The organism is Leucothrix mucor DSM 2157 (genome assembly GCF_000419525.1).
Lineage (GTDB): Bacteria > Pseudomonadota > Gammaproteobacteria > Thiotrichales > Thiotrichaceae > Leucothrix > Leucothrix mucor.
Map to the genome: position 1 here is coordinate 3,222,705 of NZ_ATTE01000001.1, position 25,770 is coordinate 3,248,474.

Sequence of the window (25,770 nt, forward strand, 5' to 3'; positions counted from 1 at the left end):
TAGAGCTCTACTATTTCATCACGAAAACTACTTAACGCTGTTTTTAACATGTCTTTCATCAGAAGCTAGCGACGGGGTATCGCCTAAATTATACGGGCCAACCACCAAACGGTGTCCATGCTTCATCGGATCCAGATCAAGTAGCACACGTATCATGAATGAAAGCACTCTTATTCCCGAACAAGGTTTACTTACCGTCAGTAGAATGCTGATATGTCACAAGGCTCAGCCATACGACCAAATTGCAACCACTCTTAAACTATCTAAGGAATTCTTCTGCGCAGATGATCAGAGAGTGATTGCTGAAAAATTCTTTGGGTTTTATCGAGATAGCTTTTGCAAAAGCTGACCTATCCACAGTGGTCATGCACAACCAGATGAAAAGCGAGCCAACCTAAGCTGCCCCCAATGAATTTAATTTAGGTGCTGGAATACACCTTTAAGCTCGTGTATCCGCACTAGTTTACGGTGATTTATTGATTCAAGCCCATTCCCGACAGCAAACAGCACTAGGGGATAATATAAGACTGGCATTCGGCAATTAGAACAACTAATTCGAAAAAGAGGCCAGCATCCTAAGTAGCCAGCTCTAGATCACTTGCTTATTCGTGCCTCATCAATAATCAAGCTCATTACGCTAAGCCAATTTTATCTCTGTTTGGCGACCATCCTTCTCCACAAACTTCAGCGCCGCCTCCAACGCCTCAATCCGCAGTGAATAAGTATTCTCCTCTGCCACCAAGTCAATCACATGAAACTTCTCTAACTGCTGGCGAGTTTGTTGATTGGGGCATAACAAAATCACCTCACAGTTCACTTCCTGCGCATCCTTTATGGCATTTTCCAGCGCTAGCCCAACTGTCACATCAATCATTGGCACATCGGTCAAATCAAGCACCATAACTTCATAATCCGCAATGCGACGGTGCTGTCGAGAGATGGCTTTCGACACACTAAAAATCATTGGCCCAGACAGGTAGAAAAACAGCAGCTTTCCTTTTGCCCGGTCCAACAAAGTGCGCTCACTTTCAGTTAGCGGCACACTATTGCCATCGGCATCACTAATCGCCCGAACTTGGCGCACATGCTCACGACTCAGGCGCTCGATAATGATGATGTTCGAGATAAACACCCCAAGCCCAACCGCCACAATCAAGTCCACAAATACCGTCAACAGCATCACGCCATACATAATGGCCATCGCCGGAACGCTAACTTTATGCGCGCGCTGAATAAAGCTCCAATCGAGAATATTAAAGCCGACATACACCGCAATACCTGCCAGTACCGCCATCGGAATCGGCTCAGTCAAGCCACCCGCAACCAACACCACTAACGCCAGCACTAAAGCACGAACCATACCCGACACTGGTGAACGAGCGCCGACCTGAATATTAGTCACCGTCCCCATTGTCGCGCCAGCACCTGGCAACGCCCCAAACAAACCGGAGATCATATTCGCAAAGCCCTGACCACGCAGCTCCTTATCGGAGTCATGCTCTTTACGGGTTAATGAGTCGCCAATAACCGCTGTCAGCAAGGTATCAATACAGCCCAACGTTCCAAGCACCAGCGCATCAATCACCATCGTGGTGAAAATTTCTAAGTTAAATTGCGGGATAACCAACGATGGTAAACCGGCCGGAATTTCACCAATGCGGCGAATGCTTTCGCTACTGAAAAACATGACCGAAATCAGTGTAACAACCAGCAAAGCGACCAATTGCGCAGGGACAAATTTTCGGAGCTTCTTAGGAAAAAGAAATAAAATTGCCAAGGTGAGCGCGCCAAGCAGCAACTCATTCGGCTTCATATTGGCGATGGTATTTGGCAACTCTGACAAGGTGCCCATGACGCCACCGGAAGGTGCCGCGTGACCAAGAAGCGGTGATATCTGCAAGAGAATTAAGATGATGCCGATTCCCGACATAAAGCCAGAAATCACGCTATAGGGCATTAAGGTGATGTATTTACCGAGCTTTAGCGTGCCAAGCAGGACTTGGAAAGCACCCGCCATCATCACTACGGTAAACGAAATCGCCATGCCGGATTCGGGATATTTCGCGACCATGCTGGTGAGCACCGCCGTCATGATCACCGTCATCGGGCCGGTTGGTTCAGAGATCAGGGTTGTCGAGCCACCAAACAAGGCCGCAAAAAAGCCCACCAAAATAGCGCCCCAAAGCCCCGCCTCAGCGCCAGCCCCAGATGCCACACCAAATGCTAATGCCAGTGGCAACGAGATGACCGCCGTGGTCACGCCGCCAAACACATCACCCTTCAGATTAATATCTTCAAAACGGTTTCCAAACAAAACCCAGCCCTCGTAAAAATGTTTCGCAACTGTAACGAATGATACTTTGTTTTGTCTAATACCCTATGGCGTAATAGCTATTCGGAAAAGGCTGGCCAGGCTCTGGTTATGAATTTCTCGACAGTGCCATGATACAAAACACTTGGCGCTAAACACCTTGTTACATACTCTTATCAAACTTAAAGCAGCCTATGAATTTGAAAAGCTTGTTTTCCTTGATCCTTGTTACTTTAGGGTCATAGATAAAATCGTACATCAGGTAAAAAGTACCCACTGATTGAATATCACAAGCTAATGAAGCTTCTTTACAGAAAGATTTCCCATAGGACGCATACATAAGCTTTTGCTCGTTAGTAACACCATAATCTCTCGCATTCTCTGCCGCGTCATGATCGTAGTAACCAAAGCCAAAGTCTGAGCTAAACTGATTGAAGGGCTCCTCTTCATCCTCACTGTAATTTTCAGTAAAGTAATCTTCTGGTATTTCTTGGTTGGGAACTTTTGAAGCCCAGATCGAAACGATATCTGAATCTTCTTTGTCGAAGTGCGGACCATCAAATCTACTCATTTTTTCTCCTTTGTATCGCGCATTACTAATGGGCTAGCCATTTGAAACATACCAACTAGACAACCCAACAAAATCTCTCAATAATCAACCCATCTAAACAATGACAATAATCCCGCCCTATGTCCACAATAAAAAATGCAGAACAGCAGCGCTTAAACGAACACTACTCCCATGAAAAAAAGTGGTTGGAATGGGGCCCATATCTCAGCGAACGCCAATGGGGAACGGTGCGCGAAGACTACAGCCCCGACGGTGAAGCGTGGGATTATTTTCCGCACGAACACGCCCGCAGCCGCACCTATCGCTGGGGAGAAGATGGTATCGCGGGTATTTCAGATCGCCATTGCGCGGTTTGTTTTGCGGTAACTTTATGGAATGGCAATGACCCTTACCTCAAAGAACGCCTGTACGGTTTAACGGGGCCGCAAGGTAATCACGGCGAAGACTGCAAAGAGCTGTACTACTATCTGGACAGCACGCCAACGCACTCCTACATGAAGCACCTGTATAAATACCCGCAACAGGCTTATCCCTATCAAGACTTGCTGGAAACCAATCAACAGCGCAACCGACAAGAACTTGAGTACGAAATACTCGATACCGGCGTGTTTGATGACAACCGCTATTTTGATGTGTTTACCGAGTACGCCAAGGCCGATGAAGAAGACATTCTGGTCAAGATTACGGTGCACAACCGAGGGCCGGAAGCCGCTGACATTACCGTCCTCCCTACCCTGTGGCTACGCAATTTATGGAGTTTTGGGCAGACTGAGCGTGAGCACAACATCACCAAGAATTCTGAGAATAATGACTTCGGCTCAGTAAAGCTCACTCACCCAAAACTGGGCGATTACTACTTAGCATTCGACAAGCCAGAGCAATGGCTATTCACTGAAAACGAAACCAATAAAGACAAATTATACGGTCAGCCAAATGCAACGCCATACGTTAAAGACTTGTTTCATGACGCCGTGGTTGGAAACGACTTTAGCCTGACACAAGCAGTTTCAGAGGGCTCGAAATTTGCCCCTATGTTTCAGCAGAGCATCGACAGCCAAGGCCATATCGAAATCCGCTTACGCTTCTCTAAACAGCACTACACTGAAACGCCACTCACTAATGAATTTGATGCTGTCTTTGCGCTAAGACAGCAAGAAGCTGATGCCTTCTACGCACCATTTTGTCAGAAACAACAAGGTAAAGACGCCGCCAATATTCAACGCCAAGCCTTTGCCGGAATGCTGTGGTCTAAGCAGTATTACAATATCGATATGGAGACGTGGATAAAAGGCGACCCCGGACAAACGCCCCCACCCAAAGCCCGTAAAAAGGGGCGCAATAAAGACTGGATGACACTCAATAACGAAGACATCATCTCGATGCCAGACAAGTGGGAATACCCTTGGTATGCGGTGTGGGATCTGGCATTTCATACCCTACCGCTGGCGATGATCGACCCTGAGTTTGCCAAGAAGCAGCTGATCATGGTGTTACACGAATGGTATATGGCACCGAGTGGGCAGATTCCCGCGTATGAGTGGCACTTCTCCGATGTGAACCCACCAGTGCATGCCTGGGCGGCTTACAAAGTTTATGAGATCGATAAAAAGAAAACCGGCAAAGGCGACATCACCTTTTTAAAGCGCGTGTTTAACAAGCTATCGCTTAACTTTACGTGGTGGGTCAACCAAAAAGACCGTAGCAATAACAACGTGTTCGAAGGCGGCTTTTTAGGCTTAGATAATATTGGTGTGTTTGACCGCAGCAAAGAAATTCCGGGTGGCGGCCACTTAGAGCAAGCCGATGGCACGGCGTGGATGGCCATGTTCTCACTCAATATGTTGCAGATCGCGTTAGAGATTTCCACCGAAGACAATGCCTATGAAGACATGTGTACCAAGTACTTCGAGCACTTCGTGTATATATCAGAGTCACTCAACAAAATGGGCCATGACTGGGTTGGTAACTGGGATGAAAGCGAAGGCTTTTTCTATGACATTCTGGCCTTACCCAAAGATCAATACATTCCGATTAAGGTGAGATCCTTAGTGGGCTTGATGACGCTGAACTCAGTGTTAGTACTGGAGCGCGAGAAGTTAGACAAGGTAAAAAGCTTCTACGCCAAGTTGAAATGGTTCTTTAATTACCGCAGAAAGCACAATAAATACCGCGTGCTTGAAGAGTTAAAAGACGATGGCGACCTGCTGCTGTCACTGGTACCAAAGCAGCGACTAAAGAAACTGCTCAGCGCCTTGCTGGATGAGAATGAATTCCTCAGCGACTATGGCATTCGCTCCTTGTCGAAACGGCACAGCGAGCCTTACAACATACACATAGAAGGCCAGCATTTCTCTGTTCAATACGACCCCGCAGAATCCACCACCAACCTATTTGGTGGCAATTCCAACTGGCGCGGGCCGATCTGGATTCCCATGAACTTTCTGTTTGTGCAATCGCTGATGGAATACCACAAATACTATGGCGATGAGTTCACCATCGACTGCGCCATCAATGTAGAAAGGAACATCAACCTCAAGGAAGTGAGCGATGATATCAACCAGCGTTTAGTAGCGATGTTTAGGAAAGACGCCGCTGGCAACCGCCCGATTCATGCGCTTCACAAAGACACCTACAGCGACGAGCACTTTGAGGATTTAATCCTGTTTTATGAGTATTTTCATGGTGATAATGGGCGCGGTGTTGGCGCGACGCATCAAACCGGCTGGACCGGCTGCGTGGCGTACTTGCTGGATGGGAGACCAAGTTAAGCCCGAGTCCGTATTACTCATCACTAGCCATCGGCCCTACTTCAGGTCGTTAATTGCATCCTCTGGAGTGCGGGCATTTTTATCCGCTATGTATCGGACTTTTTAATGTATTCAAAAGTGCCTGCACCATCAAACTCTCTGACTTTAATGCCATGGGTTTGTTCGGGAGCTACCATTCTTGAATTTATCGCTACTCTGATACCATCGTCCCGTATTTGGGTATAATGCGTAACGCAATGACACACACTGCAAGAGTGATAGGTACGTGTTTTATCGCCCCATAAATACGTGTTTGTCATTTCGGCACCCACTACTTTTACTTGCTCTTTAAAATAGTAAGCCCAAATCGCTCCTATACGATAGCAGATAGAGCAATTACAGCTTGTGACTGTTTCTGGAACTAGCTTTGCTTCCAGAGAAACCTTACCACAGTGACATTTAGCTACGAACATTGCACATTCCTTTACTTTAACTTGGAGCTACTAGGAAATTTCTTCGTCAAATCAGCTTTGTTCAAGATGCTTTGGAAGCCGGTAGCGCCAGTAAAGCATCACTAAGAACCCGGTAAACGCACCACCTAAATGAGCGGAGTGCGCGACCATAAAGCGGCCAAACGGCGAAAAACCGCTTAGTTGAAGTACTAAGTCGATACTGATTAACCCGAGAACAAAGTACTTCGCCACTATTGGGAATGGGATGAATTTAAACGGCACTTTTGCATTTGGATAACGCATAGCAATTGCAACGATGACCCCATATAAAGCACCTGAAGCACCAACGACTTCTGTGCGGTACATCCGAGATAGCGTATAAACCGTTTTTTGATAAATTTCATTCCCTGAGAGGGCTTGTGAACTGCTTCCAAGGGCTTCAATCGCACTGACTAATGCAACGCCTGCGGAGTACTCGTAACTTTGTACCAAGGTGTAGATTAGCCCTGAACCAATACCCGCCAAAAAATAAAGCGTCACAAATCGTTTGCTGCCAAGCGCACGCTCTACAATGCAGCCAAAGAAAAATAGCCCCGCCATATTAATGATGAGATGCATCACGCCATGGTGCATAAACATGCCGGTGAGATATTGCCAAACCGCGAATTTTTCGTTGACCGGTAAATACAGACCAAGTATTTCGGTCAGCTTGTACGGTATCACACGGTCCAGTAAAAACAGTGCAACATTAACGACGAGTAAAATACGTACTGCGGGTGTCATTTTATTCATGGCAGTCAACTTGACCAGGCTGTTTATTTTCTAAATTGCGACTGGAGCTGCTGCTAGTTGCTCGATAACTGTATTCACCTGTGCAGATTGCACCGGGTCATCCTGCGTTAGGTAGCGCACTAAAACATTAGTATCTAGTCCTATCATGAACTGACCGCTTGTGCGATGGCTTCGTCCATTGCTTCCAGACTGACGGGGAAAGTTGGTTTTGGCAGCATGCCTTTTAGGGTTTTTACTGAGCGTGTTACCGGTAGGATGAACAAGCGGCCATCGTCGTCGATGATGAATTCTACGCGGTCACCAGCATCTAGGTTTAAGGCGTCGCGGGCTTGTTTGGGGATGGTGACCTGGCCTTTGGAGGTTAGGGTGGCTAGCATGGCGGACATTCCTTACTTATTAATTTAAGTTTAGAAGTAAGGAATTTACATGAATTCTCTAATTTCTCCAATAGAACTAACCTCAATGCTTGAGGTATCTGGTCACTCCATCACAGATCATTTTGTTGACGTCAACAAAATGATCAAGCTTGGTAAGTATGCCTCTTACCTGATCGCTCTCAACACACCTGCCTCAGCCGTTGGTGTACATAGAAAAAATCGTCATTAGGGGCTGTTGCTCAGATGCGTCGCGTACTTACTAGATGGGGATTAGTAGTTCGGATTTTCGATCCATTCTTTATAAACGAGCTGAACGCTTGGCCTTTGAACGACTTCATTAGCAATGCGCTTGATATTGGGAAAATCATCGAGGGACGGATGACCCCGAGCCGGTCGTAGCCAAGTAGTCAGCATGAAAAGATAAATATCCACAGCACTGAACTGGTCGCCAAGCACCCATTTATTACCCGCAATCTGATCATCAATCACTTGCAAGGTTTCCTGAAGACGCCGGTTTCCACGACGCTGCGCTCCAGGCTCACCCTCAGGAGTGTCAGCAAAGCGATCAGGGTAGTAAGTGAGCTGAAAGGCGTTCTGAATGGAGCTGGAAAAGTAGACCAGAGTCTGGAGATAAAGCGCCCGCGTCGGCGCATCAATCGCGGGAGCCAAACCCGCTTCTGCATGACGATCGCACAGGAACATAGTGATCGCGGCACACTCGTACATGGCCCCATCATCCCAAACCAGAACCGGTGCCCAGCCATTGGGATTGATGGCCAGCTGCTCCGGTGGACAAGGGGTGATCCTATCGACCGACGTTGAAATTAATTCGTAAGGCGCGCCAATCTCCTCCAGCATCACGCGGATGCACATAGACGCGCTCTTGGCTGCGTAGAAAAGTTTGTACATCTTCGTATTCTCCTAATGGGCTTAAGCGTAGATAAATTCTGACCGATTGGTTAAAAATTCATGCCTGTGATCGAACTCAGAAGACCGCTTTTTCATCATCCCGAAGCGTTAACACTTCAAAGCCAGTCTCTGTCACTAAAATGGTATGCTCCCATTGAGCAGAAAGCTTCTTATCTCTGGTCACGACAGTCCACCCATCTTTCTTCGTTTTTACTTTCTGCGAGCCTTGATTAATCATTGGCTCGATAGTGAATGTCATTCCCGCTTCAAGCACCAACCCTGTGTTGGCTTTCCCATAATGAAGTACCTGCGGGTCTTCATGCATTTCTTTACCAATGCCATGACCACAATACTCCCGAACGACACTATAGCCAGAGGACTCAGCATGTTTTTGGATTGCATGGCCAACATCACCCAGTGTTGCTTTTGGCTTTACTGCCTGAATGCCTTTCCACATAGCCTCGTAAGTCGTTTTAACTAAGCGCTTGGCTTCTGGGCTAGTTGTCGCAAAGGTATACATTTTACTTGAGTCGCTGATGTAACCATTTTTCTCTAAGGTGATATCAACATTTAGAATGTCTTTGCTTTTCAATTGATGGGTATTATTTGGCACACCATGACACACTACGTCATTGACGGATGAGTTCAGCGAATATTGATAGCCATACTGCCCCTTACTCGCTGGACGAGCATTTAAAACATCCACAATATAGCGCTCAACCTGAGTATCAATCTCTAAGGTCGTCATACCCTCACAGATAAAATCATCAAGCATTTTAAACACTTGAGCTAAAAGCTTGCCTGACTTCCGCATGAAATCAATTTCTGCATCCGTTTTTATCATTGCTTCATTCATGCACGAGCTCCGCAATCGTGAGCTTTTCTTTTATTAGCTGTTTTTTGATTATCTCATGGTAAGTCAGTGTCGGATTGAGCTCAGCCAGCATCCCGATCTTCATCCAAAACTCGGCTTGCGAGTTTATAGATCTGGACATTACATTACTCGACTTCCTGATTTCTTCATGCAAGTCGTCTGATATTTTCACTATTCCCATTATATAAACCATATACGAAACGTATACGCATCATATGCTCGTGAAATTTGGATGTCAATCAGCGCTTAGTGTGTCCCGGTAGCGCTTCATAGCTAGGCACATCATCTAAATTTTTAGACCAGTTTGCACAACTACCAACAAAGATTTTAGCGGTAGGCCTAATTGAAATTGAGCTATCCAGACTTCCTGCGGGAACCACCACACTGTCAATACTTTCAGTAACCGTGGGAAGTGCTGACCCGCATTGCTGACAAAAGCTTTTTACATGCATGGAGTTTGGTTGCTGGTAAGTTTTAACATCACGTTCACCTTGCAACCAAGTCAGCGCGCTGGCTTTAGCAAACAGGTTAGCTGCATGCGCTGAGCCAGTATCCTTTTGGCAACGGGTACAGTGACACAAAAAGAAAGACTGGAAATCGCCTGAAAGCTCATATTTCACACTGCCACAAAGGCATGAACCTTGATATTTATTGCTCATAAAAGCCTCCTTACTTTTGATTAGACCTCTATAACCGGAGTCGCTTTGTTAACGGCCTACACTTCGCTGTAACCTCTCGTGCCCACCCGAAGCAATTTCTTCGAATTTGTAATCGAGTTCAGTAAACAAATCTCAACGATCTTTTCCCCTTCTGGTTCGTGCTCCGAACCCGGCCCTGTCAGTTCATTGATATGAACAGTTTTCCCAATATCATGAATCACTACACCAGCTCGAACAAACTCAAAGTCCAATTCGATGCCAAGTCTACCAATTGCTTCGATTAAAAGATCTGCCGCTTCCCCTACGAGGGTTACATGAGTCTTTAAATGCTCTGGAGCTCCAAGCTCATCAATTAATTCAAATGCTTCTTTTCTTGAATTTGGCATTTAATATCCTTTGGCAGTTAACGGTTTACTCACATAAAACGGTAGTGTTCAGAATTCTGTGTTACCTCTCTAAACTAACAGCCTAAAAAGGATGAGATATGAAAGACAACATCAATTTCGACATGAATGCCGCACTCAAAGCCTTGCGTGACAGTTTGCTCAAATTGCTCTACCCTGGAATACTAAAGGTATCCGAACATTGGAGTCACCTAGTACAAAACTAGAGCCTCACGCTCTCGCAATTGGCGATTAACTTCGAGGGACGATTGGATGATCATTTAGAGTTAGAGCTATGATGATCCGCTGACACAAAATTTTGAACACCCTCCTTTCAGCTGGTTGTTATCAAAATAAAACGCTCCACTAAACTCCTGTCGGCCATAATGATGATTTGAGGTAAGTGAGCCACCAATAACACCTTTCTCACCCAACAATGTCCAAACTATTTCAAAGCCATTCTCACTTAACATTTTTAAAAATGGTTCTTTTTTAACAAGTAAATGTGCTTTTGAAGCATGTATAGCTTCAGCTGCAAAGCAAACGATGGTACCGTTTTGATCCTTGAAACTACCTTCTATTTCCCCATTCGCTAAGTCCATTTTTTCGAAGACTAAATTGCTTGGTTTCAAAAAGCTCAAAGTTTCTATTTTTGATTTATCGAACTCTTCTTCCCAAAAATAATTAACAGAAGTAATACTAACGTCAGCTATCTTAGATCTCGACTCTTGATCTGATACCGAGGTCCAATCTGCGCCACCATAATAATCTGATTTAAAAAACTGAAATGCTTCGGACCAATAAAACTCTCTATTAAATAACTGGTACCTATCACTACGTAACCCTTCACGGGGGGCTTACGCTGATATAGCGTGCTGACCTAAGGGTAGCCGTACGGTAATAGCCTCACCACACAGGCCTTGTTCACAGACTTTTCTCAATAGTCCATAAACGCCTAAGCCCAACCGCTTACAGGTTTCAGTCAGAGTCAGAATCACCGGACGGAACTGATCTCCTCTGGCAGACTGACTGAAGAAACTGGTTTTACGCCAGATCACATAAGGACGTATCGCACGTTCTGCTTCATTGTTGGTCATGGGAATCGCGCGATCCTGCAAAAACGTCCAGAGCATCGATTCATCCGCCAGCAGTCGTTTGCACTGATTGGCTGTTTTGCTGGCTTTTTTTAACGGGTCAGCGGGCGCGGTCTCACACCCCAGGCACAGTAGCGTATGGATCGCCTGTTTGAATCGTCGCATTCGTGTGTGGTAGCCAGCATCAGAATAGCCGCCCGATCGCCAACGATTACGACAGTGTACAATCAAGCGGGATAATCGCCAGAGTTGTTTCCCCAGCACCCCGGCCCGTCCCACACGTTCTGATATTTTCCGAAACTTACGGATAATATGCGCCCAGCAAAGCTGGCGCTTTTCGACCGGATAATCGTTGTAGCCGCCATGTTGGTCAGTGACCAGTATACCCTCAAAATTATCCAGTAAACCCTTCGCGGCACCTTTACCCAGAGAATGATGCGTTAGAAAGTAGACGACTTGCGAGGAACACAGCACCCAAAGCCAACGCTGCTCATTATTGCGGTAATGACTGGTTTCATCCGCATGAGCAACGGGTAAATTCCGTACCGCCTGACCCACTTGCTGATACAGCGGCAGCAACCATCCCGTGACCGAGCGGGTGGCCTGGCTCACGGCACCGGTACTGAAGGCGAGTTGCCAGTGATCTTTCAGTAAGCGTTGAATGTTTGACACCGATAAGGCATAAGCGCCATTCATCAGCGTAATCCAGCTGACCAGTCCCGGCCCCATTTGCCCACAGGGAACCGTGTCTGGCAAGCGAGCCACCTGACGCTTGCGGCAACCCGGACAGATTGCCTCATAAAGACAATGTTCAGTGACTTGACTGCGAACCTCAGGCAGGTCAAAGACCTGATGTCGCTGATAAGGCTCCTGAGCGACATCACACACCGCACCACAGGTGCATTGAGTGCCTGGGTAGTAATGAACTTGCTCATCCGTCGCAGACAGCTCTACCCGAACGCGTTGATGACCCTGATGACCCGGCTGGGCTCCTTGCTTGCGAGGACTCTTAGGCTTCTTCTCGCGCTTAGCCCGTTGTTCCGGTGAATCCTGGGACGGTGGTCTGGAGGAGTTTCTGGAAGAACTCCCGCTGCCTGCGATGTCTTCCAGCTCAGCGACACGCTGTTCCAGTTGGGTCACTAAATCCAATAACTGACGATTGAGACGCTGCGACGCCGCCAGATCCGCGGGCAGTTGGTGATTGAAAAGCGCCTCAGTTAGTTTGTTCATTGTTTAATCATAACGAATTGTGGCCTAAATGCAACCCCGTGAAGGGTTACATCACTACCTTCAGGCATCCATCTGCCCATGAAATGTTGGGTTGATGCCCAGTCTCTAAATTTTCAAATTCTTCTACTTTGACGATATAACTTCTGATATGGCTCCAAACCTCTTTTCTTGGGTGCCCCCAGTCATCATTGCCAATAATTTTTGGCTCTTTCCAAGATGGATAACTTTCTAATATCAACCATTCATCACCGTTGTTGTCTTTAACTTCAATCAAACCATATGGATTAGTTATTGTAGCAGGGCTTTTAACCCATTCTTCATAAGAGCAATCCCAATCAAATACTTCATCATTAAGCCACCACATGTCTTGATTGCTTACCACCTTGCTTCCTGTTTCTTTCAATAAGATCGTAGGATCTATATCTCTTACGTAAGGCTCCCATGGTCCTTGCTATGGGCTTTCCTTTCGTTTATCCCCATAGCCTTCAAAACGAATGAAATTATCGGCTAGTTTTGCCATGTATTCATAGTAAGCAATCCATTGATATTTTTTTCCAATACGTTCTTGAAATGACTCTCTGCGCCCACGGCCACTTCCTATTTTTCGGTCAAAATCACCATGTTTGTCTGGATCCCAACCTAAATCCACAACTCGCGTAAATATAAAGCGCTCAGCTATTCTAAGATCAAAGTGTTTATCCGTTTCCAGCAAGTTATTATTGTGATCAAGGTACGGCTCTATATCATTTTCAAATTTAATCAATAGATCGTCCGGCAAGGACTTCTTAAACAATTCTTTGTTCGTATTTATTTCATTCTGATCTTTTCTGCCTATTGCGCTACCAAGTCTAATTGTAGCATCAACAAATGTAATTTCTTTGGCTTTATCATCATAAATGATAGGGTCAGTAGCGTCATATAGCTCTTTCTGGATATCAGTTAATTTACTTTGAAAAGTTTCAAAAACTTGTTTACGGTCGACAGGGATTTCACCAAACTTGCAACCTGACCAATCAGAGTGATTATGATTTGTTCCTATTGTATATCGAGAGAAATCACCACCTCCCATAATAGAGTTCCAGAGTGCCCCATAAGAGTCTCTGTCATAGAGAGATTCTAATTCTTCTTTTGAAGGAACCCTGTCAGGCCAATTACTGCTGTATGGAGGCTTAGTCTTAGCAGGTTCAACACAGTCAAGCACCAGCCCAGAGTGCATAGCAAATTCGATGATCTCTCTCGCATAATCTCTAAGTAGGATATTTGGATACACATATTCATTACCAAATACCCTTTGGTAAACAGTTTCGGCTAAATATTTTAATTCCTGCACATTTATAGTTCGTAATGAACAGCCTAATGCGACTGCAAATATTCTTTCCCAAACATAAGGGTCGTTCACCCCATCAAACTTCTCAATTATTCTTATCACAACAGAGATTCTATTTTCGAGTAAACTCACCAAAGCCTTTGTAGAACAATCGCGAAGTTCTCTGTTACTCGAAGTTAAAAGCCAACATAAACTAGTTGCCACCAATTCAATTGACTCGTCTGATATGTAGCCTTTGTCTGTTCTAGCCCACGCCCAATCTACTAGGTGCCTAAATGCTGAGTCTTCACTATATTTATATTCGAGTTGTGTAGTCCAAAGTGCATCTCGATCGGCTAAGGTGTGTTGTATTAACCAACGATGCAAGAAATTAGCATTGAAGGGGTGGTCAACTAACCCTGAAATAGAGATTATTGCTTCTAGAAAAAGATCAAAGCTATTACTATCCCCACACACTTGCTTGTTGATAAAAGGTTTTATTTTTTCGAAAACAATGGCATTGATATCTCGCCAAACCAAACTTTCAATAAATGCTTCTAGTAAATTATGATTATCACTAAACTCAGGCAATAATTCATAAAGCTCTTTCCCAAATTTTTCTGGTAATTGAATGGATAGTGCCTCTACTATCCCCGAGTTTCTGTAAAAGTCATATTCATCTTTAAAATAACTTTTCAGGCGACCATCAGTTTTAAATTCATTTTCGATATTTTCAACATCGTCTAATAAGAACTTAACTGTTAAATGATCATCAAATCTTTCAAAAGCCACATACACCACTTCCTCGGTAGAGTTATCATCATTTCTCACTAAGCCTTTAGTCAGTAATCCTTCATCAATTAAGGCGCTAAGAAAAGTTTTATCATTAAAATAATCATTAACAACAGATTGAACCGCCGAATGTGCATCTTTAAGTGAAATATTACTACGACCGATACTCAATTTAACTTTTACTATTTCGTTGAGGGCGTCTCTTACAAGGGGGAAGCTGGGGTCAAAATCGTATTTTTTTGGTGATGCTAATGACTTATTTACTCCTTCCACCAAAAAATTCAGAATATTTGAAATACCATTAAACCCAATAGGCACCCTAGTTAAGCCATTTTTCTTAATCCCCTCACATAACAGCTTAAGAAACAGAGGATTTTTAAACTTTGGATTAAGGTTTGGTGACGAAGGTCTCTCTATCTTGTAATAGTCATAAAATAAACTGACTGCTTCCAACTCGACATTTTGAAATCCAATATGCTCATGAATTTTAAAATTATTGCGCTCCAAGTTCTCTTCCGAAATTGTTACACTTTTATATGTTGTTCTGACTGACAGGACTAGACCTAGCCATTCAAATTCCTTGATTTCATCCACAAAACTATTGATGTTATCATTCCAGAACTTGTTGCCACTTCCTTCATTAATAGCATCAATAAAAATTAAGACTCTTTTTCCTGTTTTTTGACCCAATAAATTCAATTTTTTTAGGAACTCACGAGAAGTAACTTTAAGCTGTAACCTCTTAAATATTTGTGACCAAGGTGATTCATCTGAAGTAAGTTGTTGCCCTAGTATAAATAGAGAAGGATAACCCGAGACAATTCGTGTTTTAATCACGTCAGCAAGTAAATGAGACTTACCTATTCCAGCTTTTCCTTCGAGAAGCAAGAAGGGATTGTTAGCTAACTTGACTGTTATTGAGTTAATAAATTCAAGTAAATTATTGCACGTATAATCAAGATCCCGAAGCTCTCTCAAAGTGGATGAATACTTATCGCTGTAGTGATTAGTTTCACCTTCTTTTTTGGCCTCCTCCCGTAAATCCCACAATACTGATTCCGATTCATTAATAGCTTCTTGGCATCTAGAAATATTATCAATAAACTTATTTATTGGAACATAACTTAATTTATAAATGTCGACTTCTTGATATAGATTTGCAACATCTTTTAAGGACTGAAATATTACAGACAATGGTGTATAAATTTCATCACATTGACGAATTTTGTTTCCTTTTATAAGAAAACTGTCGATATGCGAATAAAATATATCAGAGAACACTTGAGTTCTTCCAAGCCCCTCAAATACCTTTGCAATATCAAGTTCTACGTGCAACTCAGGTGTATATCGTCCACCCAAATCAGCTATTGCTTGTCTACTTTTCTCATTTAACCAATTATCACTCAAGTGAAACGTTAGCTTCTCATCTATAGATCGCAACAAAAGTTTCACTTGAATAAGTTCGTCACTGATATCGAATATTTTTTCTTTATAAGCTTCTTCGATATGGAGTCTTTTTAACGTTTTGCACTTGTTTATTTTAAGTGTGAGAGTCGCATAGAAACACTCAAGTTGCTTTTGAGTTGGAGGAAGTATACTTGGATAATCACTAAACTTATTCAATAACTCAGTTTTATCAGGCAACTCTTTAAACAAAATATATTCGTTCAATACATCAAATAATGGCTGAGAGTGATAAAATGGGGCCTTATCCGACTCAATTGGATATTCGACTTCAAACTCTGTAGCCGTTTCCTCAATCAGTTGATAGAGCCTGTCTACATATCTTTGCTTGGGAAAAAACATCTTACGAAACCACCCATACCCTTCCTGAGATATAAATTGGTCTAAAAGTTTTATTGCAACGTAGTAAGTTACTCCACCAATTGCCATTGAGACAGGTTCCATTTTTTATCTATCCTATATTTTCTTGTCTTAACGAAGTCTCGTGACCCCTATGAGATGCTACATTCCACTATAGGAGAACCAAACAGAAGTTGCTCCTATGCGTTGCTTGATATATTCATAGCCTTATCTATCTGTTTTTAAATTACGCGTTTCCGACCAGAGTTTTGTGTCGATGTATTTACCTTGATCAGCAAACTGCAAAATTATCGAATCTAGATTTATCTTTGCAACGCTTGATAAAGGCTCACTAAACGATATAACTGAGTCAAAAGGTTCAAGTTCTGAAAACTTGGCTTGAACTATTTATTGCTCTGTGGAGTGCAATTACTTCTCCTAAAATTTTAATTTAAGCTTGAGCATTCCATTTCCTATGAAGCATAAAAGTATGCTGTATGGAATCCAAAAACCTGACTTCCGCACAAGTTAAATAACATTGCCATATTTCACCCACCCATATCTTTGATATTATTGATAATTAACCCTCTAATTCTGTAAATACCAGAACTATACGGAAACTTACCAAACTTGCTCAACTGGCGACCATTAATACAAAATATAGCACCTAGATTGTCCGCTCAACTAACACTCCTGACAACAAAAACATCCAATAAGATTTCACGTCTACCCCCAGAAAAACCAACAACCCTCACCCCATTTTGCGTACCATGCCTGCTTTACTCAAGCGACACTAAAACCAATAGTATGAACCACCAACGCGTCATTATTACCAACCCGGACGACGTCAAGCGTACCCGCCGGTTTATTATCCGACTCGGCAAAACCATGCACGAATACGGAACGCACTCCTACCGGTTGGAGCAGCTACTGACCGAGACCACCTACCTAATGGGTCTCAACGGTGCCTTTCTCATCACCCCAACCACCATGAACTTTGTGTTTTGGGAAGATGGCTCGGAAGATGAGATTACGCACATTGCCCGCGTGCGCCCTGGCGGGATCGATCTCAACCGGCTGGCGCTCTCTCACGATCTGGCCGAGCAAGTCATCGCCGCACAGGTGAGTTTGGATGAAGGCATTGAGCAGCTCTCACAAATCCGCAACTCGCCCAATCTGTACTCCACCGCGCAAGACTTTTTAGCGTGGGGTATCGCCTCCGCTGCCTTTGCCGCGTTATGTGGTACCGGTATGTTGGATGTGGTCGCATCCCTATTTGCGGGGTGGATTATCTTCTTTCTGGTGCTGTACTCCGGTCGTAGCGAGCGCATGGAGGAGATGATTGAACCCCTCTCCGCCTTGTTAATTGGCTTTCTGGCCAGTGCGGCCGTGGCGGTGGGTTTTCAGATCAATATCGGCATTGTGATTTTGGCCGGTATTATTACCTTTATCCCCGGTCTCTCGCTCACGCTGGGCTTGCGGGAGCTGGCGGCACGCGACTTGGTATCGGGTACGGCGCGTATTATGGATTCCACCATGACCTTGTTTAAGTTGTACTTCGGTGCGGCTTTCGGTCTGGCGCTGAGCACCTTATTCTGGGATATCGAGCCGCACACTGCCGAGCCATCCATGGCCCCTTGGGTGCATTATCTCGCCGCGCTTAGCTTGTCCATTAGCCTATTGGTTATCTTTAAAATCCGCGCCAGTGATGCGCTCTGGGGGATGATGTCAGGCATTATCGCCTACCTCGGCGCGGAGATTGGCAGCCATTATTTTGGTGCCGAGCTCGGTGGCTTGGTGGGTGCGATGATTGTTGGCCTCTACGCCAATGCCTATGCGCGCATTAAAAACACGCCCTCGCATATCGTACTGCTGCCGGGCATCGTCTTGCTGGTGCCGGGCAGTAAGGCGTTTATGGGTTTGAATAGTGTGATCTCAGGGCAGGAGATTTTATCCAATGCCTCGAATGGCGCGCAGATATTCCTGACCTTTATGGCGCTGATTGCTGGCTTGATGTTTGCGAATGTGCTGTTGCCGCCGAAAAATCGTCTGTAAATTTATCTGGCGATAATTGATAAAACACAATGATTCGCACTTGCCGTCATTCTAGGATGATCCCTTAAATTTCACACTTTAAGGGATTAATAATGAAACAGTGGCTATTGCTTGTAAGTTTAACAACACTCTTGGCGGCCTGCGGTACAGATGAGAAACAAGCTGCCGCACCCAAAGCGGATAAAGCGCCTGCTGCGCAACCCGCGCCAGCAGCTGAGCCCGTGGCTGAAGTCAAAGCACCAACGGCCGCCGAGTATGACAAAGCGGCATTGGTTGCCGATGCTAAGCTCGCAGTTCAAGCACTGGGTGGCAATCTAAAGAAAGAGCTACAGTTAGCGATGAAAGCCGGCGGCCCACTCAATGCCATTCCGGTCTGTAATGAAAAGGCACCCGAAATTGCCAATACCGTCTCTGCTGAAAAAGGCCTGCAAGTCTCACGCGTCAGTTTGAAAAATCGTAATCCAGTGATGGGTAAAGCCAATGACTGGCAGAGCGCGGTATTACAAGACTTCGATACGCGCAAAGCGGCTGGCGAAAGCCCCGACACACTGGCCTTCACGCAAATCGTTGAGCACGACGGCAAGTCGGAGTTTCGTTTTATGAAAGCCATTCCAACCGGCAGCCTGTGCTTAAGCTGTCATGGCGCTAATTTAAAGCCTGAAGTCACGGCTAAAATTGCTGAGCTATATCCTGAGGATAAAGCCGTCGGTTATAAAGAAGGCGATCTTCGCGGCGCGTTTGTTGTAGTAAAAAGCTTAAACTAACAACCAAAATCGCCGGATCAACTCAATGATCCGGCGATTCTTTTATCTCAAACGCTTATGCGCGTTAAGCCGATGGTGCAGCAGGCCCACTGGCCGCAAAGGCCGTTAACACCGCTTGCAATGCCGCCGTTGAAATATCTTCATTCACCGAAACAGCGGTATACGACTGGCCATTCACACTCAGCCCAATACAGGCTTGCGCTAAAGATTTCGTGCCGCGAGATAAGGAGTGCTCATCAAAATTCGTCACTTGAATATCCAAACCATAGACTTGCCCCAACGCATCACATAAAGCTTCAACTGCGCCGCCGCCCTGCCCTTTAATCACAGGTCCTGCATTGCCCAGCGTAAACTGCGCGCGAATCTGACCGGCTTCTGTTTGAAGCTCATAGCGATCTAAACGCCATTCGGCTGGCGATTGCACGAAGTGTTCTTCATACAAGGCTTTAATCTTCGGTGGGGAAATCTCTTCACCACTGGCTTCCACGGCTTGCTGCACTACGCGGCTCAGCTCAACGTGCATCCACTTTGGCAATTCGATGCCGTAGTCACGCTCCAATACCAAGGCCACGCCACCTTTACCGCTTTGGCTATTAATCCGAATCACGGCTTCGTATTCACGGCCAAGGTCAGCTGGGTCAATCGGCAAGTAGGCGACATTCCATTTTTCTTGTCCGTGTTCTTCGTGGTACTTAATCGATTTGCGAATCGCATCCTGATGGCTTCCGGAAAACGCGGTATACACCAACTCGCCGGCCCAAGGGTGACGCGGGTGCACGGTCAACTCGGTGCAGTGCTCCACCACATCAATAATTTCCTGCACATTAGAGAAGTCCAACTTAGGATCAATCCCCTGTGAGTACAGGTTCATACCCATGGTCACGATATCCATATTACCGGTTCGCTCGCCATTACCCAGCAAAGTGCCTTCGATACGATCTGCGCCAGCCATCACGCCCAGCTCTGCCGCTGCCACACCACAACCACGGTCGTTATGTGTATGTAATGAAATACGCACCTGATCGCGTTGCTTTAACTGGCGACAGAAATATTCGATTTGATCGGCGAAAATATTCGGCGTCGACATTTCAACCGTCGCAGGCAAGTTGATCACCACGCCACGCCCATCTTCAGGACGCCATTCAGCAATCACCGCATCGCACACTTCAACCGCGTAGTCCATTTCAGTGCCGGTAAAGCTCTCTGGTGAATACTGGAATGCCCACTCAGTCTGCGGATACATTTCTGCATAATCGCGAACATAGCGCGCACCGGCTACGGCAATCGCTTTAATACCCTCGCGATCCAATCCAAACACTTGCTCGCGCTGTACGGTGGAAGTGGAGTTATAAACATGCACAATCGCTTGCTTCGCGCCTTCCAACGATTCATAGGTGCGCTTGATTAAGGACTCACGCGCCTGAGTCAGTACCTGAATGATGACATCATCAGGAATCATATTTTCTTCAATCAATTTGCGCACGAAGTCAAAGTCAGGCTGCGAGGCGGATGGGAAACCGACTTCAATTTCCTTAAAGCCCATTTTGACCAGCTGCAGGAACATGCGGGTCTTCTTCTCTACATTCATCGGGTTGATCAGCGCCTGATTACCGTCACGCAGGTCAACGCTGCACCAGTCCGGCGCTTGCGTGATTTGCTGGTCCGGCCATTGACGGTCAGTCAATTTGATCGGAGTGAACGGGATATACTTATTGTGATCAAACACAGCGATACTTCCTTATGAATGAGATTATGTCGAGGAACATAGTATAGGCCTGTGTGTCAGCAATGAATCAGCGTATTTCTGACTTTTTTCAGTTTACGCGCAAGCAATCACTACAATAGTCGCTATACTTGAAAAATAATTGCGCAACTGGAACAAACCATGCAATCAAACATCAACCTCGATCGTTTTGATTTAAAAATATTGCACGAGCTACAGCAAGACGGCTCGTTATCCAATCAGGACTTGGCCGAGCGCGTGGGGCTAACCGCTGCACCTTGCTCCCGGCGGGTCAAACAGCTGGAAGAGTCGGGCGTGATTTCAGGTCGCGTAGTGCGGGTTGATGAGCGCAAGGTCAATCTCAGTATTATCGCCCTACTGTATATCAGTATGGATAAGCACATTCCTGAGCGCTTTGAGGTGTTTGAGCGGGAGATTCGGAATATTCCGGAGGTCATGGAGTGTTACATGATTACGGGTAACAATGCCGATTATCAGCTGAAAGTTGCCGTGGCCGATCTTGATAGCTATTACGAGATTTTGCTGGGAAAGATTACCCGCATCGAAGGCGTCAGCGGGGTGCATTCATCGTTTATCTTACGCAAGATTGTCGATACGACGGCGGTGCCATTGCACTATGTGAAGCGTAATTAAAGTGCTCAAGCAAACGCGCCACTTTGGCTAAAGACTGTCATCTTAGTTATTGAGCGTGCTACCGGAAAGCTGATCGGATTATTGGGGTGTTTTTTGAGCAGAGCCTTGGGCCGCTTTCAAATCTGCTTCAATGCGCTCCAGCGTGTTACCAATGCGCTCAAACTCGTCATTGTAGTTGGTTTGGTAGACATAACTTGAAACCATGTCCTCCACCTCTTGCGCATAAAAGCCAATCAGCGGTAGATTGGTAAACAGGCTGAGCACCCAGATGATTAAGGCAATCACAATAGAGGCACCGATCACCGCGCCTAAGCCACGAAAGATACCGGCCACAAAGTTCACCCAGATCACCCGCCAAGGGCTGGAAACGTACAAAACGAAGTTTTCCATGCTCTCCGCTGCACGCTGATGGTGCGTCGTAGAATCTGTTTTTTGTTCTTCACTCATAAGCTTGCCAAGGGCGGTTTGAAGCCCGAATTATAAACCATAATCAAAACTCACCCTCAGGAAAAAAATAATTAAGTCTCCTTATACTTAATGCTACTAATTATTAGTATTTGTTATTATAGGTACTTGAAGCAGCCCTACAAAGTGTGTAACTTAATAAACATCAAAACCTATCCCGAGGATCTGAATTTCGATGAGCAACATCAAAGGTGCGGCAGTTCGCTTCGAGAAAGTCCAAAAGAGTTATGATGGCGAAAATCTAGTCGTTAAAGATCTTAATCTGGATATCGCTCCTGGTGAATTTCTGACAATGCTGGGCCCCTCGGGCTCAGGAAAAACGACTTGCCTGATGATGCTGGCAGGTTTCGAACCCGCCACTAACGGCGAAATCTATCTCAACGACAAGGCAATCAACTCGGTCCCGCCTAACAAGCGCGGCATCGGAATGGTTTTTCAAAACTACGCCTTATTCCCTCATATGTCTGTTGCCGAAAATCTGGCATTCCCACTTAAAGTTCGTGGCAATAACAAATCAGATATTGAAACCAAAGTTAAGCGTGCGCTCGATATGGTTGAGCTCGGTGCTTTTGGTAATCGACGCCCTGCGCAGTTGTCCGGTGGACAGCAGCAACGTGTGGCCGTTGCCAGAGCCTTGGTATTTGAGCCCGAACTAATCCTGATGGATGAGCCGCTTGGCGCACTCGATAAGCAGCTGCGCGAGCAAATGCAATACGAGATCAAACACATTCACGAAAACCTTGGGGTGACGGTCGTCTACGTGACGCACGATCAGACTGAGGCACTAACCATGTCAGATCGCGTGGCCGTGTTTGAAGCCGGTATTATCCAACAATTGTCTCCACCCGATGAACTCTATGAAAGCCCGAAGAATTCATTCGTGGCGCAGTTCATTGGTGAGAACAACAAGCTAACCGGCAAAGTGAGCTCGATTGATGGCCACTTGTGTGTGGTGGAAATGGATGATGGCACGATGCTGAAATCCGAAGCCGTGAACATCGGTGGGGTCGGTAGTCGTACCACAGTATCGCTGCGCCCTGAGCGGGTTGAGGTAGCACCTGAGGAGCCGATGGATAATCAGCTGCAAGGGACAATCAGTGAAATTTTGTATCTGGGCGATCATCTACGCATTGTGATGAACGTTGCAGGTAATAAAGACTTTATCGCCAAGGTGAGAAACCGTGGTGAGTTAAGACCGTTGAAAGCAGGTCAAACGGTAACCGTAGGTTGGGCTTCCGGTGATTGCAAAGCGCTTGATCCGGTTGCATAAGAGACAACGTTAGCATTTGGCTTCGGCCAGGCTCGCGTGTTTATGTATCCTGCACATAGCAGGAACAAATCTTTAGGAGTAGAGAATGGAATTAAAAGCAATAATGACCAGCACTGTTTTAAGTGCAAGCTTGATCGCTGCAGCATCTGCACAAGCTGGTGATATTACTGTTGTATCCTGGGGTGGATCCTACACCAAGTCTCAGGTTGAGGCTTATCACAAGCCTTGGATCGAGAAGACCGGCAACGAAATTAAATCCGAAGACTACAACGGCGGTATCGCCGAAATTAAAGCTCAGGTTGAAGCGGGCAATGTTAGCTGGGATATCGTCGATGTTGAGCTGTCAGACGCCGTTCGCGGTTGTGACGAAGGCTTACTGGAAACGATTGATGCAACGGCCCTTCCAGACGGCGACGACGGCACTAAAGCTGAAGATGATTTCATCAAAGGAACCTTGCATGAGTGTGCAGTTGCCAACATCGTTTGGTCGACTATCTTCGCTTATGACAGCTCTAAGATCGAAAAAGATGGCCCAACAACTATGGCTGACTTCTTTGACCTGAAAAAATACCCAGGCAAGCGTGGCCTACGTAAAGGCGCTAAAGTAAACCTTGAGTTTGCTCTGATCGCTGATGGCGTTCCTGCTGCTGAAGTTTACGATGTACTGGCAACGCCTGAAGGTGTTGATCGTGCATTCGCTAAGCTAGATAGCATTAAAGGTGATGTGGTTTGGTGGGAAGCAGGCGCACAGCCTCCACAGCTTTTGGCTGATGGCGAGGTTGCTATGACAACTGCTTACAACGGTCGTATCTTCAACGCAGTTGCTGGTGAAGACAAGCCATTTGAAATCGTATGGGATGGTCAGATTTGGGATTTGGATCTTTGGGTAATTCCTAAAGGCGCGAAGAACAAAGATTTGGCAATGGACTTCCTGAAGTTCTCAACAAGCACAGTGCCACTAGCGGCACAGGCTTCTTGGATTTCATACGGCCCAGCGCGTAAGTCTTCTTCACCATTGGTTGGTAACTATGCAACTAAAGAGTCTATCGATATGGCTCCACAGATGCCGACTAACCCAGACAATATGAAGAACTCAGTACAAAGTAACTTCGAATTCTGGGCAGACAATGCTGACCAGTTGAACGAGCGCTTTAACGCTTGGCTTGCTAAAGGCTAAGTTGCAACACCGATAGTCATTGCGCGGAGCAGCCCGCTCCGCGCAATCTGTTAACTTCAGGGATCATTGGGTATTCCTTCAACCAGAGACTATTCATGTCAGACCCGACTTCACCAATTCTTGGCGCCGATGGCGTACCCCTCAAAACAAAACTGGCACGTACCACCAGAACCCTTCGCTGGAAGGCTTTCTTGCTGACCGTACCCTTGGTTTTGTTTATCCTTATTACCTTTGTTTTACCCATCGGACAAATGCTGTACCGATCGGTGAATAACACCACCGGCACCGACGTGCTTCCGCACTTTGCTGAAGCCATTCAGGAGTGGGATGGACAAGGTCTGCCGGATGATAAATACGTTGAGCTATTCGTTAAAGATCTGGTACTTGCCAGAGCCAGCCGCGAAGTGGGTAAAACGGTGGGTAACCTAGCCACGCGTGTTAACTACGAAATGCCCGGCTCGCGCAGTCTGATTACCTCGACTGCCCGCAAAGCCAAAAATATTAAAGAAGGCCCCTATATGGACGCCTTGATTAAAGTGAATAAGAAGTGGGATGACCCCGCGCTCTGGCTCACTTTACAACGTGTATCCAAAGATTTTACGGCGGCTTTTTATCTGGCAGCGCTCGACCGCAAGTATGATGATAAAGGTGAGATCGTCATGGCTGACGAGCTCTACCAGATCTACGTACCGATACTGATGAAAACACTCTGGCTCTCTGCCGTCATCACCATCATCTGCTTCTTACTTGCTTTCCCAGTTTCTTACTTGTTATCCACGCTGCCACTGCGCGCGTCTAACCTGTTAATGATACTGGTCCTGCTGCCCTTTTGGACTTCATTATTAGTCCGAACCACCGCTTGGATTGCCATGTTGCAGACGGAGGGAATAATTAATGACTTCCTCGTGTTCCTCGGCGTGATTGGTGACGATGGTCGAATCCAGATGATCTACAACCAAACCGGTACCATTATTTCAATGGTGCACATTCTCCTGCCATTTATGATTCTGCCCTTGTTCTCGGTGATGAAAACCATTCCACCGTATTACATGCGTGCCGCTAAATCGATGGGAGCATCCACCTCTTACGCTTTCCGTAAAGTGTACTTCCCGCAGACCGTTCCAGGCATTGCCGCAGGAACGCTATTGGTATTCATTCTGGCGATTGGTTACTACATTACCCCTGCGCTAGTGGGTGGAAACGACGGCTTGCTGATCTCGAATCTGATTGCTGATCACATCCGCAAAACACTGAACTGGAGCTTAGGTGCAGCACTCGGAAGTATTCTTCTGATCGTCGTAATGACGCTATATTGGATTTATAACAAACTTGTCGGTGTCGACAAGCTGAAGTTCGGTTAAG

Annotated in this window: 24 protein-coding genes and 1 pseudogene; 9 read left to right on the forward strand and 16 right to left on the reverse strand. The window is 45.7% G+C overall.

Annotation, left to right across the window (positions count from 1 at the left end; genetic code table 11):
• Nucleotides 1-637 precede the first annotated feature (637 nt).
• Nucleotides 638-2,314 carry a SulP family inorganic anion transporter gene (locus tag LEUMU_RS0114590; protein ID WP_022953026.1) on the reverse strand — a complete coding sequence of 559 codons (1,677 nt, stop codon included), beginning with the start codon at nucleotides 2,312-2,314 and terminating at the stop codon, nucleotides 638-640.
• Nucleotides 2,315-2,474: 160 nt separating this feature from the next.
• Nucleotides 2,475-2,882, reverse strand: a complete 408-nt coding sequence (locus LEUMU_RS0114595) for an immunity 22 family protein (RefSeq protein WP_022953027.1) — start codon at nucleotides 2,880-2,882, stop codon at nucleotides 2,475-2,477.
• Between the two features lie 119 nt (nucleotides 2,883-3,001).
• Between LEUMU_RS0114595 and LEUMU_RS0114600 the strand changes: the two genes are divergently transcribed.
• Entirely contained in the window at nucleotides 3,002-5,650 is a 2,649-nt protein-coding gene (locus LEUMU_RS0114600) for an MGH1-like glycoside hydrolase domain-containing protein (protein WP_022953028.1), read from the forward strand.
• 86 nt (nucleotides 5,651-5,736) lie between these two features.
• Here the strand turns inward: LEUMU_RS0114600 and LEUMU_RS0114605 are convergent, their stop codons facing one another.
• The 3 genes from LEUMU_RS0114605 to LEUMU_RS0114615 all read right to left on the reverse strand — a co-directional run bounded on the left by LEUMU_RS0114605 (nucleotide 5,737) and on the right by LEUMU_RS0114615 (nucleotide 7,250).
• Entirely contained in the window at nucleotides 5,737-6,102 is a 366-nt protein-coding gene (locus tag LEUMU_RS0114605; RefSeq protein ID WP_022953029.1) for a GFA family protein, read from the reverse strand.
• A gap of 51 nt (nucleotides 6,103-6,153) precedes the next feature.
• Nucleotides 6,154-6,873: a rhomboid family intramembrane serine protease gene (locus tag LEUMU_RS0114610; protein ID WP_022953030.1), complete on the reverse strand. Its 720-nt coding sequence runs from the start codon at nucleotides 6,871-6,873 to the stop codon at nucleotides 6,154-6,156.
• 143 nt (nucleotides 6,874-7,016) lie between these two features.
• On the reverse strand, nucleotides 7,017-7,250 hold the full coding sequence (locus tag LEUMU_RS0114615; protein WP_022953031.1) for an AbrB/MazE/SpoVT family DNA-binding domain-containing protein: 234 nt from the start codon (nucleotides 7,248-7,250) through the stop codon (nucleotides 7,017-7,019).
• Between the two features lie 49 nt (nucleotides 7,251-7,299).
• Here LEUMU_RS0114615 and LEUMU_RS0114620 point away from each other — a divergent pair, with 49 nt between their 5' ends.
• Complete coding sequence (locus tag LEUMU_RS0114620) at nucleotides 7,300-7,479, forward strand: hypothetical protein (protein WP_022953032.1); 180 nt, start codon at nucleotides 7,300-7,302, stop codon at nucleotides 7,477-7,479.
• A gap of 41 nt (nucleotides 7,480-7,520) precedes the next feature.
• Here the strand turns inward: LEUMU_RS0114620 and LEUMU_RS0114625 are convergent, their stop codons facing one another.
• The 5 genes from LEUMU_RS0114625 to LEUMU_RS26195 all read right to left on the reverse strand — a co-directional run bounded on the left by LEUMU_RS0114625 (nucleotide 7,521) and on the right by LEUMU_RS26195 (nucleotide 10,078).
• Nucleotides 7,521-8,159 carry a glutathione S-transferase family protein gene (locus LEUMU_RS0114625; RefSeq protein ID WP_022953033.1) on the reverse strand — a complete coding sequence of 213 codons (639 nt, stop codon included), beginning with the start codon at nucleotides 8,157-8,159 and terminating at the stop codon, nucleotides 7,521-7,523.
• Nucleotides 8,160-8,235: 76 nt separating this feature from the next.
• Nucleotides 8,236-9,015, reverse strand: a complete 780-nt coding sequence (gene map / locus LEUMU_RS0114630) for a type I methionyl aminopeptidase (RefSeq protein WP_022953034.1) — start codon at nucleotides 9,013-9,015, stop codon at nucleotides 8,236-8,238.
• On the reverse strand, nucleotides 9,008-9,226 hold the full coding sequence (locus LEUMU_RS0114635; protein WP_342664669.1) for a ParD-like family protein: 219 nt from the start codon (nucleotides 9,224-9,226) through the stop codon (nucleotides 9,008-9,010). The genes map and LEUMU_RS0114635 overlap by 8 nt, the downstream gene beginning before the upstream one ends.
• Nucleotides 9,227-9,272: 46 nt before the next feature.
• Nucleotides 9,273-9,692, reverse strand: coding sequence for a GFA family protein (locus LEUMU_RS0114640; RefSeq protein WP_022953036.1), 420 nt, complete (start codon nucleotides 9,690-9,692; stop codon nucleotides 9,273-9,275).
• A gap of 56 nt (nucleotides 9,693-9,748) precedes the next feature.
• Nucleotides 9,749-10,078 carry a hypothetical protein gene (locus LEUMU_RS26195; protein WP_051156046.1) on the reverse strand — a complete coding sequence of 110 codons (330 nt, stop codon included), beginning with the start codon at nucleotides 10,076-10,078 and terminating at the stop codon, nucleotides 9,749-9,751.
• 140 nt (nucleotides 10,079-10,218) lie between these two features.
• Here LEUMU_RS26195 and LEUMU_RS29200 point away from each other — a divergent pair.
• A pseudogene (locus LEUMU_RS29200) lies at nucleotides 10,219-10,374 on the forward strand (IS256 family transposase); the annotation flags it as partial.
• Here LEUMU_RS29200 and LEUMU_RS29035 read toward each other — a convergent pair.
• The 4 genes from LEUMU_RS29035 to avs2 all read right to left on the reverse strand — a co-directional run bounded on the left by LEUMU_RS29035 (nucleotide 10,369) and on the right by avs2 (nucleotide 16,405).
• Complete coding sequence (locus tag LEUMU_RS29035) at nucleotides 10,369-10,707, reverse strand: hypothetical protein (RefSeq protein WP_211223029.1); 339 nt, start codon at nucleotides 10,705-10,707, stop codon at nucleotides 10,369-10,371. The pseudogene LEUMU_RS29200 and the gene LEUMU_RS29035 sit on opposite strands and share 6 nt — an antisense overlap.
• Nucleotides 10,708-10,932: 225 nt before the next feature.
• Entirely contained in the window at nucleotides 10,933-12,399 is a 1,467-nt protein-coding gene (gene tnpC / locus LEUMU_RS26200; RefSeq protein WP_022953039.1) for an IS66 family transposase, read from the reverse strand.
• A 46-nt stretch (nucleotides 12,400-12,445) separates the two neighbouring features.
• The gene (locus LEUMU_RS29040; RefSeq protein ID WP_211223030.1) at nucleotides 12,446-12,781 is read right to left on the reverse strand and encodes a hypothetical protein; all 336 of its coding nucleotides are present in this window, start codon (nucleotides 12,779-12,781) and stop codon (nucleotides 12,446-12,448) included.
• Between the two features lie 69 nt (nucleotides 12,782-12,850).
• Nucleotides 12,851-16,405 carry an AVAST type 2 anti-phage system protein Avs2 gene (gene avs2, locus LEUMU_RS26205; RefSeq protein WP_211223031.1) on the reverse strand — a complete coding sequence of 1,185 codons (3,555 nt, stop codon included), beginning with the start codon at nucleotides 16,403-16,405 and terminating at the stop codon, nucleotides 12,851-12,853.
• 702 nt (nucleotides 16,406-17,107) lie between these two features.
• Here avs2 and LEUMU_RS0114670 point away from each other — a divergent pair.
• Both LEUMU_RS0114670 and LEUMU_RS0114675 read left to right on the forward strand, forming a co-directional pair.
• Complete coding sequence (locus LEUMU_RS0114670) at nucleotides 17,108-18,355, forward strand: threonine/serine exporter family protein (protein ID WP_022953040.1); 1,248 nt, start codon at nucleotides 17,108-17,110, stop codon at nucleotides 18,353-18,355.
• Nucleotides 18,356-18,447: 92 nt separating this feature from the next.
• Nucleotides 18,448-19,119 (forward strand): Tll0287-like domain-containing protein, encoded by a 672-nt coding sequence (locus LEUMU_RS0114675; RefSeq protein ID WP_022953041.1) that lies wholly within the window; start codon nucleotides 18,448-18,450, stop codon nucleotides 19,117-19,119.
• Between the two features lie 64 nt (nucleotides 19,120-19,183).
• Here the strand turns inward: LEUMU_RS0114675 and leuA are convergent, their stop codons facing one another.
• Complete coding sequence (gene leuA / locus LEUMU_RS0114680; RefSeq protein WP_022953042.1) at nucleotides 19,184-20,845, reverse strand: 2-isopropylmalate synthase; 1,662 nt, start codon at nucleotides 20,843-20,845, stop codon at nucleotides 19,184-19,186.
• A gap of 159 nt (nucleotides 20,846-21,004) precedes the next feature.
• Here leuA and LEUMU_RS0114685 point away from each other — a divergent pair, with 159 nt between their 5' ends.
• Nucleotides 21,005-21,496, forward strand: coding sequence for an Lrp/AsnC family transcriptional regulator (locus LEUMU_RS0114685; RefSeq protein WP_022953043.1), 492 nt, complete (start codon nucleotides 21,005-21,007; stop codon nucleotides 21,494-21,496).
• A 78-nt stretch (nucleotides 21,497-21,574) separates the two neighbouring features.
• Here the strand turns inward: LEUMU_RS0114685 and LEUMU_RS28125 are convergent, their stop codons facing one another.
• The gene (locus LEUMU_RS28125; RefSeq protein ID WP_022953044.1) at nucleotides 21,575-21,943 is read right to left on the reverse strand and encodes a DUF5665 domain-containing protein; all 369 of its coding nucleotides are present in this window, start codon (nucleotides 21,941-21,943) and stop codon (nucleotides 21,575-21,577) included.
• A gap of 193 nt (nucleotides 21,944-22,136) precedes the next feature.
• Here LEUMU_RS28125 and LEUMU_RS0114695 point away from each other — a divergent pair, with 193 nt between their 5' ends.
• The 3 genes from LEUMU_RS0114695 (at nucleotide 22,137) to LEUMU_RS0114705 (ending at nucleotide 25,769) form a co-directional block, all read left to right on the forward strand.
• The gene (locus LEUMU_RS0114695) at nucleotides 22,137-23,231 is read left to right on the forward strand and encodes an ABC transporter ATP-binding protein (protein ID WP_022953045.1); all 1,095 of its coding nucleotides are present in this window, start codon (nucleotides 22,137-22,139) and stop codon (nucleotides 23,229-23,231) included.
• 85 nt (nucleotides 23,232-23,316) lie between these two features.
• Nucleotides 23,317-24,408: an ABC transporter substrate-binding protein gene (locus LEUMU_RS0114700; RefSeq protein ID WP_022953046.1), complete on the forward strand. Its 1,092-nt coding sequence runs from the start codon at nucleotides 23,317-23,319 to the stop codon at nucleotides 24,406-24,408.
• Between the two features lie 95 nt (nucleotides 24,409-24,503).
• A complete protein-coding gene (locus LEUMU_RS0114705) occupies nucleotides 24,504-25,769 on the forward strand; it encodes an ABC transporter permease (RefSeq protein WP_022953047.1) in 1,266 nt (421 codons plus the stop codon).
• Nucleotide 25,770: the final 1 nt, after the last annotated feature.